The organism is Streptomyces sp. NPDC030021 (assembly GCF_055574035.1).
On sequence record NZ_JBVIAH010000005.1, the window covers coordinates 480,110 to 490,691 of the forward strand.

11 protein-coding genes are annotated in these 10,582 nt (G+C 73.8%); 6 read left to right on the plus strand and 5 right to left on the minus strand.

Features of this window, described 5'->3' with window-relative positions:
- Positions 1-108: 108 nt before the first annotated feature.
- Positions 109-972: a phosphotransferase enzyme family protein gene (locus ACZ4YL_RS13205; protein WP_468116230.1), complete on the minus strand. Its 864-nt coding sequence runs from the start codon at positions 970-972 to the stop codon at positions 109-111.
- 104 nt (positions 973-1,076) lie between these two features.
- On the opposite strand from ACZ4YL_RS13205, the gene ACZ4YL_RS13210 reads away from it, so the two are divergent.
- The 6 genes from ACZ4YL_RS13210 (at position 1,077) to ACZ4YL_RS13235 (ending at position 7,599) form a co-directional block, all read left to right on the plus strand.
- The gene (locus ACZ4YL_RS13210; protein ID WP_468116232.1) at positions 1,077-3,305 is read left to right on the plus strand and encodes an FUSC family protein; all 2,229 of its coding nucleotides are present in this window, start codon (positions 1,077-1,079) and stop codon (positions 3,303-3,305) included.
- 51 nt (positions 3,306-3,356) lie between these two features.
- Positions 3,357-4,559 (plus strand): macrolide-inactivating glycosyltransferase, encoded by a 1,203-nt coding sequence (gene mgt, locus ACZ4YL_RS13215; RefSeq protein ID WP_468116234.1) that lies wholly within the window; start codon positions 3,357-3,359, stop codon positions 4,557-4,559.
- 20 nt (positions 4,560-4,579) lie between these two features.
- Positions 4,580-5,158, plus strand: coding sequence for a DUF1697 domain-containing protein (locus ACZ4YL_RS13220; protein WP_468116236.1), 579 nt, complete (start codon positions 4,580-4,582; stop codon positions 5,156-5,158).
- Positions 5,159-5,255: 97 nt separating this feature from the next.
- A complete protein-coding gene (locus ACZ4YL_RS13225) occupies positions 5,256-6,014 on the plus strand; it encodes a DsbA family protein (protein WP_468116238.1) in 759 nt (252 codons plus the stop codon).
- 77 nt (positions 6,015-6,091) lie between these two features.
- On the plus strand, positions 6,092-7,093 hold the full coding sequence (locus tag ACZ4YL_RS13230; RefSeq protein WP_468116240.1) for a ketopantoate reductase family protein: 1,002 nt from the start codon (positions 6,092-6,094) through the stop codon (positions 7,091-7,093).
- A 77-nt stretch (positions 7,094-7,170) separates the two neighbouring features.
- Positions 7,171-7,599 carry a low temperature requirement protein A gene (locus tag ACZ4YL_RS13235; RefSeq protein ID WP_468116242.1) on the plus strand — a complete coding sequence of 143 codons (429 nt, stop codon included), beginning with the start codon at positions 7,171-7,173 and terminating at the stop codon, positions 7,597-7,599.
- A 6-nt stretch (positions 7,600-7,605) separates the two neighbouring features.
- Here ACZ4YL_RS13235 and ACZ4YL_RS13240 read toward each other — a convergent pair whose 3' ends face one another.
- The 4 genes from ACZ4YL_RS13240 to ACZ4YL_RS13255 form a co-directional block, all read right to left on the minus strand.
- Positions 7,606-8,361 (minus strand): sirohydrochlorin chelatase, encoded by a 756-nt coding sequence (locus ACZ4YL_RS13240; RefSeq protein WP_468116244.1) that lies wholly within the window; start codon positions 8,359-8,361, stop codon positions 7,606-7,608.
- Positions 8,362-8,366: 5 nt separating this feature from the next.
- The gene (locus ACZ4YL_RS13245) at positions 8,367-9,263 is read right to left on the minus strand and encodes an ABC transporter permease (RefSeq protein ID WP_468116246.1); all 897 of its coding nucleotides are present in this window, start codon (positions 9,261-9,263) and stop codon (positions 8,367-8,369) included.
- Positions 9,250-10,044 carry an ABC transporter ATP-binding protein gene (locus ACZ4YL_RS13250; RefSeq protein WP_189739530.1) on the minus strand — a complete coding sequence of 265 codons (795 nt, stop codon included), beginning with the start codon at positions 10,042-10,044 and terminating at the stop codon, positions 9,250-9,252. Before ACZ4YL_RS13250 ends, ACZ4YL_RS13245 begins: the two co-directional genes overlap by 14 nt.
- A 34-nt stretch (positions 10,045-10,078) precedes the next feature.
- On the minus strand, positions 10,079-10,582 hold a 504-nt coding region (locus ACZ4YL_RS13255; RefSeq protein ID WP_468116248.1), incomplete at its 5' end, for an ABC transporter substrate-binding protein.

Here is a 10,582-nt window from a genome sequence, read left to right on the forward strand (position 1 = left end):
AAGCGTCCCGGAGGACCCCGTTCACGGCGGCGTGTCACCATGCCGTGATCCACAATCCGAGATCACTTTGACGGCAGACCCCAGGCAGGCCTGACCGGCAAGACCGCCCTAGAAGGAGTGCCACTGCGTTTCCCGGTCGCCCTCCCTGAGGGAGGCCACGCGGCGGCGGAATTCGGCCAGGGCCCTCGGGTTGGCCGGGGCGTGCTGAGCGACCCAGGCGCAGCTGGCCGTCTCCCGGGCGCCGCGCAGGACCGCGCAGCCCTCCCAGTCGCGGACGTCCCACCCGTACGCCGTCACGAACGCCTCGTACTCCTCGGCGGGCATGCCGTACCGGTCGCGGGAGAGCGCCATCACCACCAGGTCGTGCTCGCGCAGATCGGCCGACACGGTCTCCAGGTCGACCAGGGCCGGGCCGTCGGGGCCCACGTGGACGTTGCGGGGCAGGGCGTCGCCGTGCACCGGGCCCGGGGGCAGCCGCGGGGTCAGGGCCGCCAGCTCACCGGCGTACGCGTCCCGGCGGGCCCGCAAATAGGCCGCGTCGGCCGGGTCGACGGCGTCCCCCGCCAGCCGCAGCCAGCGCTCGACCCCGTCCAGCAGGTCCCGCGAGGGCAGGGTGAACGGCGGCTCGGGCAGGGCGTGCACGAGGCGCAGCAGCGCCGCCAGGTCCCCGGGCCCCGCCGGCCGCACCGCGTCCGGGAGCCGGTGCCACAGGGTCAGCGGGTGCCCGTCCACCAGCCGCGGCTTCGGCTCGGCCGCGCGGACCGCAGGGATCCCGGACGCGGCGAACCAGCCGGCCACCGCGAGTTCCCGCTCGGCCCGCTCCAGCAGCGCCGCCTCCCGGCCCACCTTCACCACCACGTCGCCGACGGCGAAGACCGCGTTCTCGCCCAGCGCGAGGAGGACCGCCGCCCCGGGCGCGCCCCCGGTCAGGCCCGCTGCCGCCAGTACGTTCCTCGCCCGTGCCTCGTCCATACCGCCGCTCTCGCCCCTGGGCCGTCTCTTCCGGATCCTGCCGTGGATCCGCTGCCGTCCGCCAGTATGTGGTGGCTTCCGGCAGGTGGCCCGATCCTGGAGTCATGTGCGCCGAACGTGACGGACGCGCCGACCGGGGTCCCTCGGTCGTGACGCGGCGCGCCCTGCGCACCACCCTCGCCGCGTGCGTCTCGTTCTTCGTGTGCCTGTACGCGCTGGACCGGCCGGTGGCGGCGACCTACGCCCTGTTCGCCGCGGTGTCGATGGCGGCCCTCTCCCACATCCCCGGCACCGGACGCCAGCGGGCGGCCGTCATGGTCAAGGCGACGCCCGTGGCCTGGGTGCTGCTGACGATCGGCACCTACCTGGCGATCCGGACCTGGAGCGCCGTGGTCGGCATGCTCCTCATCGGCTTCGCCCTGGCCTTCGTGGCGGCGGCCGGGCCCCGCGCGGCGGGCGCGGCCCCGGGACTGCAGCTGCTCTACATCCTGCCGTGCTTCCCGCCCTACGCACCGGACACCCTCGTCGAACGGCTCGTGGGGGCGACCTTCGGCCTGGTGCTGCTGGTCCTCGCCGAGGTCTTCCTCCTGCCCGAGGAACCCGGGCCCACCTACCGGCGGCTGGCCGCCGGGGCGGCCAGCACCGCCGCCCGCTGCGCCGCCGAGCTGGGCCGTGCCCCGTACACGCTGTCCGCCGTCTCGGCGGAGACGGCCCGGGCGGCCGGGGAGTCGCTGCGGCCGTTCCGGATCGACGAGGCGGACCGGCCCGCCGGGCCGGGGCTGCACGACCGCGCCCTCGCCCATGTGGGCCTGGCCACCCGTACGCTCCTGAGCCGCATGGTGAACCTGCCCCCGGCGCCCCCCGAGCCGCCGCCGCCGGACCGGCCGCCCAAGGTGCCGGAGGCCGAGGTGCTGGCCGCGGTCGCCCGGGCCGTCACCGAGACCGCGGCCCTGCTGGACGGCACGGCCGACACGACCGAAGCGGCCGACGCCCTGCGGCGCGTACGGGAGGAGGCGGCGTCGGCGGCCGCGCGGGAGCCGCCGACGACCGTCGCGCGGGGCCGCCGCCGGGCGGCCGTGCTGGAGGTGTCCGACGCCGCCGTGGCCCTGACGACGGCTGCTGCGCTGGCGGTACGGGGCCGGCACGCGCGGAAGCCCGCCGATGTCGACGCCGGGCGCTTCTGGTACGCGGGTCAGCTCGCGCCGCGCCTGTGGTGGCACCGGATGGCGGGACACGCGGGGCCCCGGTCGGTGTACTTCCAGAACGCCGTACGGATCGCGCTCGCGCTCGCCGCAGCCCGTACGGTCGCGGGCGTGGACTCGCTGCCCCACGGCTTCTGGGCGATGCTGGCCGTCCTCAGCCTGACCCGGACCACCGCCGCCCAGACCCGGGCGACCGTCCGCGTGGCGATCACCGGCACCATGCTCGGAGCCCTGGTCACGGGGCTCCTGCTGGCCCTGATCGGTGGCCACACCACCATCTACGCCATCGCCCTGCCGTTCGTGATGCTCACGGCGTTCCGGGTGGGGCCGGTGCGGGGCGTGGGCTGGGCGCAGGGCATGTTCACCCTCGTGGTGGCCTTCGTCTTCGCGCAGCTGGCCCCCGTGACGTGGCAGCTGGCCGAGGTCAGGATCCTGAACGTGGTCATCGGCAGCCTGATCGGCGTCGTGTTCGGGGTGCTCGCCTGGCCGCGCGGGGCGCAGCGGGAGCTGCACCGGGCGGTCGCCCTGCTGCTGACGAGGGAGGCCGAGAACGTCGAGCGGACCACGGCCGCCGTGGTGGAGGGCGGGCCGGGGCAGACTCCCGACGACCAGTCGCTCCAGCACGCGCTGATCATGGCGGAGTCCGCCTTCGCGCAGCACCAGAGCGAGCCCCGGAACACCGAGGACCCCACGACGGACTGGCAGGCGGCCATGATCACGGGCCACCACGTGCTGTGGGGTTCGCGGCGGCTCATCGTACGCGGCGGCCCGGCCGTGGGCCCGGACAACGGCGCCCGGCTGGACGGCCGGGCGGCGGGGGTGGCCACCCGGATGCGGGAGGCGGCCGAGCGGGCGGGGGCGGCTCCGGATGCCCCGGATCTCCCGGATCCGCAGGGCGCGCCGCCGCCCGGCGGGCCCGCGCTGGATGACCCGCCGGGTGCCTCCTCGCCGCGGTTCTTCGCCGCGCTGGCCTGGCTCGACTCGCTCATCGTCGACGTCGCGCGCATCACGGCGTCGGACCACCCGTCCGGCCCGTCCGGCTCATCGGGTCCGTCGGGCTCCTCCGGCTCCTCCGGCTCCTCCGGCTCCTCCGGCTCTTCCGATTCGTCCCGCCCGGCCGGTCCGGCGTGATCGGCCGGAAAGAAATTGCACGAGACGTATCGTCTCGCTTATCGTTCGATCATGACCGCAGCCAAGCCCGCCCACATCGCCATGTTCTCCATCGCCGCCCACGGGCACGTGAACCCGAGCATCGAGGTGATCCGTGAACTCGTGGCCCGGGGCCACCGCGTCAGCTACGCCATCCCCGCCTCCTTCGCCGAGAAGGTCGCGGAGACCGGCGCCACGCCCGTGATCTACACCTCCACCCTCCCGACCGACGACGAGCCGGAGGCCTGGGGCACCGAGCTCATCGACAACCTGGAGCCGTTCCTGAAGGACGCCGTCCAGGCGCTCCCGCAGCTCGCCGCCGCCTTCGAGGGCGACGAGCCGGACCTCGTGCTCCACGACATCACCTCCTACCCGGCGCCCGTGCTCGCCCATCGCTGGGGCGTCCCCGCCGTCTCCCTCTCCCCGAACCTGGTCGCCTGGGACGGATACGAGCAGGAGGTGGCCGAGCCGATGTTCGCCGGGCTGAAGGCCTCCGAGCGCGGCCGGGCGTACTACGCGGCCTTCGCGGCCTGGCTCACCGGGAACGGCCTCGGCGACGACGTCGACCGCTTCCAGGGCCGCCCGCGGCGCAGCATCGTCCTCATCCCGCAGGCGCTCCAGCCGCACGCCGACCGGGTCGACAGGTCCGTGTACACCTTCGTCGGTGCCTGCCAGGGCGACCGCAGCGCCACCCAGGGCACCTGGCACAGGCCCCCGGCCGCCGAGGGCAAGAAGATCGTGCTCGTCTCGCTCGGCTCCGCCTTCACGAGGCAGCCGGCCTTCTACCGCGCCTGCATCGAGGCCTTCGCGGACCTGCCCGACTGGTATCTCGTCCTCCAGATCGGCAAGTTCACCGACGAGGCGGACCTGGGCCCGGTCCCGGCCGGTGTCGAGGTGCACCGCTGGGTTCCCCAGCTGGACATCCTGCGCCGGGCCGACGCCTTCATCACCCACGCGGGCGCCGGCGGCAGCCAGGAGGGCCTCGCCACCGCCACCCCGATGGTCGCCGTCCCGCAGGCCGTCGACCAGTTCGGCAACGCCGACATGCTCGTCTCCCTCGGCGTGGCCCGGCACGTCCCGATGGCGGACGCCGACGCGGCGACCCTGCGCGAGGCGGTCCTCCAACTCGTCACCGACCCCGAGGTCGCCGCCCGCGCGGAGGCCGTCCGCGCGCAGATGGCGACCGAGGGCGGCACACGAGAGGCGGCCGACCTCATCGAGGCCGAATTGTCGTAGGCGGGTTCTAGGGTGCGCCCATGACGAAGAAGGCGATGGCCGAGAAGGCGACGAAGAAGAAGTACGCGGCCCTGCTGCGCGGGATCAATGTCGGCGGGAACAAGAAGGTCCCGATGGCGGAGCTGCGTGCGCTGCTGGAGGGGCTCGGCCACGGCGACGTGGCGACGTACCTGCAGAGCGGCAACGCCGTCTTCAGCAGCACGCGGCAGGACCTGACGGCCGTCGCCCGGGAGCTGGAGGCGGCCATCGAGGCCCACTTCGGCTTCCGCGTGGCCTGCCTGGTGCTGGACGGCGCGTACCTGCGTGCCATCGCCGAGGCCTGTCCGTTCCCGGCCGCGGAGCTGGAGGGCAGGCAGTTGCACGTCACGTTCTGCTCCGAACAGCCCGGCCCGGAGCGGTTCGCCGCGCTCGACGGGGCGGCGTACCTTCCCGAGGAGTACCGGATCGGCGAGCGCGTCCTCTACCTCTACGTCCCCGACGGCCTGGGCCGATCCAAGCTTGCCGAGGCCCTCGCCAAGCCCGCCGTCGTCAAGGGCATCGACGTGACCACCCGCAACTGGAACACCGTCGCCAAGCTCGTGGAGCTGACCGCGCTCTGACCCCGGGCCCGAGGCCCCGCGCCGGAGCCGTACAAACAGGAGTGCGCCCCGGGCCGGTGGACGTCTAGAGTTCGGGCGTTCATCGGGAGGGGAAAAGATGCAGATCAGAAGGGTCAGACGGCTGGCCGCCGCGGTTGCGTGGGGTGCGCTCGCGGTGGCCACGGCCGGCTGTGGGCAGGGGGCGTCCGCCACGTCGTCGACCGGGGCCGCGCCGCCGGCTTCGTACGCGGGGATCACGGACCTGCCCGAGGCCCTGGCGGCGGACGGCACGACGATCACGGTGGGGGACCCCCTCGCGAAGACGGTCGTCCGGCTCTACGAGGACCCGCGGTGCCCGGTCGTGCTGGACTTCGAGTCGACCGGCGCCAAGGCGATCCGCACGCAGACCTTCAGGCGCCAGGTGAGGACGGAGTACACCTTCGCCTCCTTCAAGGACGACAGGCTGGGCGGCGACGGCTCCAAGCGCGCCGTCAACGCCCTTCGCGCCGCGCTGGACGGTCAGAAGTTCGCCGAGTACCACGCCGTGCTGATCGGGAACCAGACGGCGGTCGAGGAGTCGGGCGGCTTCACCACGGAGCGCCTGCTCGCGCTCGCCGAACAGGTGCCCGGTCTGCGCGGCGAGGCCTTCGACACCGCGGTGTCCACCATGAAGTACCAGGACTTCGTCACCGCCTCGCAGTCGGCGTACCGGCAGACGGGGGACGACCCGGTCGGACCGGGCACCCCCGCCGTCGTGATCAACTCCAAGATGGTCCCCGAGGCATTCCGGGGATTCCTCTTCGAGGAGCAACTCGCCGGGGATCTGCTGAACATCGTCCGGATGGATCCCGCCGGCTGGCAGAACTACCACGCGTAAGGCGCGTCCCGCGGCGGCACGGAAGCTCGCCGTGCCCCGACGGCGACCCGGCGGGCCGGATGTGCCAGGCTCGTGGCATGCGTTACATCATCATCGGCGCGGGCGCGGTCGGCGCCACCATCGGCGGACGGCTCGCGGAGGCGGGCGGCGAGGTCGTCCTCGTCACCCGCGGCGCGCACGCGCAGGCCCTGCGGACCGAGGGGCTGCGGCTCACGACGGCCGACGGGACCCGGGTGCACCGGCTGCCCGTCGTCACCGGACCGGACGAACTGGGTGAACTGCGCCCGGACGACGTCCTGTTGCTGTCCGTGAAGACCCAGGACGCCATCGCCGCGCTCGACGCGTGGGGCGACGCGGAGGTCGCGGGCGGCGGTACGGCCGCGCAGCGGCTGCCGGTGCTGTGCGCGCAGAACGGCGTGGAGAGCGAGCGGCTGGCGCTACGGCGCTTCGCGCGCGTGTACGGGGTGTGCGTATGGCTGCCCGCCACCTTCCTGGAGCCGGGCGTGGTCTCGGCGCTGTGCGCGCCGCTGACCGGGGTCCTGCACGTGGGCCGGGCGGCGGGCGGCACGGACGCCGTGTCCCTGGCCGTCGCGGCGGACCTCGGCAAGGCCGGCTTCGGGGCGCCGCCGGCCGAGGACGTGATGCGGTGGAAGTACGCGAAGCTGCTCGGGAACCTGGGCAACGCGATCCAGGCGACGACCGGACCGGAGCCGGACCCGGTGAAGGCCGCGCTGCTCCTGCGGGCCGTCCGCGAAGGCAAGGCCGTCTTCCTCGCGGCGGGCATCGCCTACGCCTCGGACGCCGAGCAGGCGTCGGCGCGCGAGGGCAAGGTGAACCAGCCGGCAGGGGTGCGGGGCGGCTCGTCCTGGCAGAGCCTGGCGCGGGGCACGGGCTCGGTGGAGGCGGACTACCTCAACGGGGAGATCTCCCTGCTGGGCCGGCTGCACGGGGTGCCGACCCCGGTCAACGACGTCCTGCGGCACGCGGCGAACATCTTCGCCCGGGAGGGCCTGCCGCCCGGCGCGATGTCCGCCGTGGACCTGACGGCCCTCGCGGACGAGGCGGCGGCCCGCGCCTGAGGCCCGCGTCCGAGGCCCGCGCCTGAGGCCCGCGTCCGAGGTCCTCGTGTTCCGGGCCGCGGTCCGCGCCGATCCGGATGACCCGGCGGTACGCCGGTGCCGGGAGGCGGCCGGGGGGGGGCAGGCTCGGGGCTCGTACGCGAACCCCCGGCGGGTTCCTCCACTACTTCGTGACCGCCGGGATCCTCCGCATGGCCGCCGGACTGGCCACCGCGGTCGAGGAGTCGGGCCACGCGCACCTCGCCCAGGGCCCGGTCCGGGCGCTGGCCGGAGGCCTGGCCCTCTACCGCGCGGCCCACGCCGTCAGCGCCCTGCGCTTCGGCCGCAGCCTCGCGGGCGTGGCGGTGTGGGCCGTGCCGGGCATCGCCGTACCGGTCCTGGTCGCCGTGGTCTCGGACGCGCCGGCGCCCTGGCCGGTGGTCCTGCTGCTCACCGCCGAGGCGATCGTCCGCCTGCTGTACGCCCGCGCGCCGTCGGCCCGCCGCCGCAGGGCGGCCGCGGCCTGAGCCTGCCTACGCGGTCAGCGCGGGCAGCCGGGCCGACGCCGTCGTGGCCGCGTCGAAGCGGCGCAGCAGCAGCCGGGCCAGTTCCGGGGCGGCGCCCAGGACGTCCGCGACGACGTCGGCGCCCGCGGCGCCGGCGCCGGCCGCGATGCGGTCCGGGAGGCGGCCGGGGGCGATGACGTACGGGGCCACCGCCACCCGCGCGAAGCCCTCGGCGCGCAGGGCCCGTACGGCGTCCTCCGTACGGGGCAGAGCAGCGGAGGCGAACGCAGGCCGCACGGCACACCAACCGGTGCGCCGCCACTCCCGCGCGGTTTCAGCGATCACTGCGATCGCCTCCGGGTCCGTGGAGCCGGCGGACGCGAGCACCACGGCGGTGGTGGCGCGGTCCGCCGGGGTGAGGCCGGCCTCGGCGAGCCGGCGTTCCAGGGCGGTCAGCAGGAGCGGGGACGGTCCGAGGACGTCCGCCACCCGCACCGACAGCCCCGGCAGGCGCGAGGTCGACTCGGCGAGCGCCGCCGGGATGTCGGACTTCGCGTGGAAGGCGCGGGTCAGCAGCAGCGGGAGCGCCACGACCTCCCGTACGCCGGACAGGTAGAGCGAGGACAGGGCCTGCCCCACCGACGGGGTGTTGAAGTCCAGGAAGGCCGTCTCCACGCGCAGCCCCGGCCGCAGCGCCCGCACCCGCCCCGCGAGGGCGTGCACGGTCGCCGCGTGCCGCGGATCGCGGCTGCCGTGGGCGATGACCAGGAGTGCGGGGGACACGGTGATCAGCTCTTCGCCAGCAGGCCGCGGCTGCGCAGCACCCACCGCTCGACCGGGCTGAAGATCAGCAGGTCGATGGCGATGCCGACCACCAGGATCAGGATGATCGCGAGGAACACGCCGGGCAGGTCGATGTTGTTGCGGCCGTTCTCCAGCAACTGGCCCAGGCCCAGGCCCAGGTCCGGCGAGGAGGCGATGATCTCGGCGGCCATCAGCGAGCGCCAGGAGAAGGCCCAGCCCTGCTTCAGACCGGCCAGGTAGCCGGGCAGCGCGGCCGGCATGACGATGTGCCGGGCCCCGCGCAGACCGGTGGCACCCAGGGTGCGGCCGGCTCGCAGGTACAGCGGCGGGATCTGGTCGATGCCGGAGACGAGGCCGTTGGCGATGGACGGGACGGCGCCCAGCAGGATCACCGTGTACATCATCGCGTCGTTCAGGCCGAACCACAGGACGGCCGGCGGCACCCAGGCCACCGACGGCAGCGACTGCAGGCCCTGCAGGATCGGGCCGATCGCGGCGCGGACGAACTTCACCCGGGCGACGAGCAGTCCGAGCGGCGTACCGATGGCCAGGGCCAGCAGGAAGCCGAGCAGACCGCGGGAGACGCTGGTCCAGATGACCTCCAGCAGCGTCCCCTTGACCCACATGTCGGACAGGCTGTCCCACACCGCGGACAGCGGGGGCAGCTTGGTCTCCTCGGCCACGTGCGTCGCGACGAGGACCTGCCAGACCAGGAGCACCAGGCTCACGGCCAGGACCGGCGGGAAGACCTTCTTGACGAGGATCTCGCGGACCGGGGTGCGGTGGGTCTGGACCGCGTCGAGGGCGTCGAGGCCCGCCTCCAGGCCGGCCAGGTCGTCGGTCTTGCCCGTGGCCTTCGAAGTGATGTCAGTGCTGGCCATGGCGGCGGATCTCCCCACGCAGGTGTTCAGTGATCTCCAGGGACAGTTCCGCGACGTCCGCGTCCTCGATGCGGCGCGGCTGCGGGATGTCCACGGTCCATTCCTTCGCGACCCGGCCGGGCCGGGAGGAGAGCAGGACCACGCGCTGGGCGAGGCGGACGGCCTCGCGCACGTTGTGGGTGACGAAGAGGACGGACAGCCCGGTCTCGGCCCAGATGCGGGTGAGTTCGCCGTGCAGCACGTCCCGGGTGATGGCGTCGAGCGCGGCGAACGGCTCGTCCATCAGCAGCAGCCGGCTGTCCTGGGCGAGCGCCCGGGCCAGGGCCACGCGCTGGCGCATACCGCCGGACAGCTCGTGCACGCGCTTGCCGTACGAGCCGCCGAGGCGGACCAGCTCCAGCAGCCGCTCGGCCTCCGGGCGGCGCTCGGCCTTGGCCACCCCGCGCAGGCGCAGGGCGAGTTCGATGTTCTTGCCCGCGGTCAGCCACGGGAAGAGGGCGTGCTCCTGGAACATCAGCGCCGGGCGGCCGCCGGGGGTCTCGATGGACCCCGCGGACGGCTTGTCCAGACCCGCGACCAGGTTCAGCAGGGTGGACTTTCCACACCCCGAAGCGCCCAGGATGGTGACGAACTCGCCGGGAGCGACATCGAGGCTGATGTCGTCCAGGACGAGCTGCGATCCGGCCGGGCCGGAGAAGGACTTCGAGACGTGCTCGATGCGGGCGGCGTGCGTGCGCTCCGCGACGGAGCCCTCGGCAGCCTTGGCAAGCGTGGTGGCCATGGTCGTCACCTCCTGGGATTGCTGGATTGCGGGGTTACTTGGCGCCGAGGCCGGCGTCGGAGACCTCGGGCTTGCCGGCGGCCTTGAGGACCTTGTTCAGGAGCGTGAGGTCGTAGATGCCGGCGAGGTCGGGTTCCTCGATGAGCTTGGCCTTGACGGCCCATTCCGACTGGGTCTTCAGGGTGGCGGCCAGCGGGTCGTCGGTGATGGCGATGCTGGGCCATGCGGGGTCGATGACCTTCGCGTCGAGCGGCTTGCCGCCTTCGGCTTCGAGGCGGGCGTTGGCGGAGGCCTTGGCCTTGTCCTGGTTGGCGTGGATCCACTCGTTGGTCTTCACGGTGCCGCGCAGTACGGCCTCGACCACGTCCGGGTGTTCCTTGAGGAACTTCTGGGACACGATGATGTTCGTGATCACGAACTTCTTGTCGGGCCACAGGGCGGTCTCGTCGAGGAGGACGGAGCCGCCGTCGGAGACGAGCTTGGAGGCGGTGGGCTCGGGTACCCAGGCGCCGTCGATGGAGCCCTGCTTGAAGGCGTC

Bases quoted from the DNA above. Each gene is read 5' to 3' on its own strand.
- ACZ4YL_RS13205 (WP_468116230.1), bottom strand. From the start codon at position 972: ATGGACGAGGCACGGGCGAGGAACGTACTGGCGGCAGCGGGCCTGACC.
- ACZ4YL_RS13210 (WP_468116232.1), top strand. From the start codon at position 1,077: ATGTGCGCCGAACGTGACGGACGCGCCGACCGGGGTCCCTCGGTCGTG.
- ACZ4YL_RS13230 (WP_468116240.1), top strand. From the start codon at position 6,092: ATGCGTTACATCATCATCGGCGCGGGCGCGGTCGGCGCCACCATCGGC.
- mgt (WP_468116234.1), top strand. From the start codon at position 3,357: ATGACCGCAGCCAAGCCCGCCCACATCGCCATGTTCTCCATCGCCGCC.
- ACZ4YL_RS13250 (WP_189739530.1), bottom strand. From the start codon at position 10,044: ATGGCCACCACGCTTGCCAAGGCTGCCGAGGGCTCCGTCGCGGAGCGC.
- ACZ4YL_RS13245 (WP_468116246.1), bottom strand. From the start codon at position 9,263: ATGGCCAGCACTGACATCACTTCGAAGGCCACGGGCAAGACCGACGAC.
- ACZ4YL_RS13225 (WP_468116238.1), top strand. From the start codon at position 5,256: ATGCAGATCAGAAGGGTCAGACGGCTGGCCGCCGCGGTTGCGTGGGGT.
- ACZ4YL_RS13220 (WP_468116236.1), top strand. From the start codon at position 4,580: ATGACGAAGAAGGCGATGGCCGAGAAGGCGACGAAGAAGAAGTACGCG.
- ACZ4YL_RS13235 (WP_468116242.1), top strand. From the start codon at position 7,171: ATGACCCGGCGGTACGCCGGTGCCGGGAGGCGGCCGGGGGGGGGCAGG.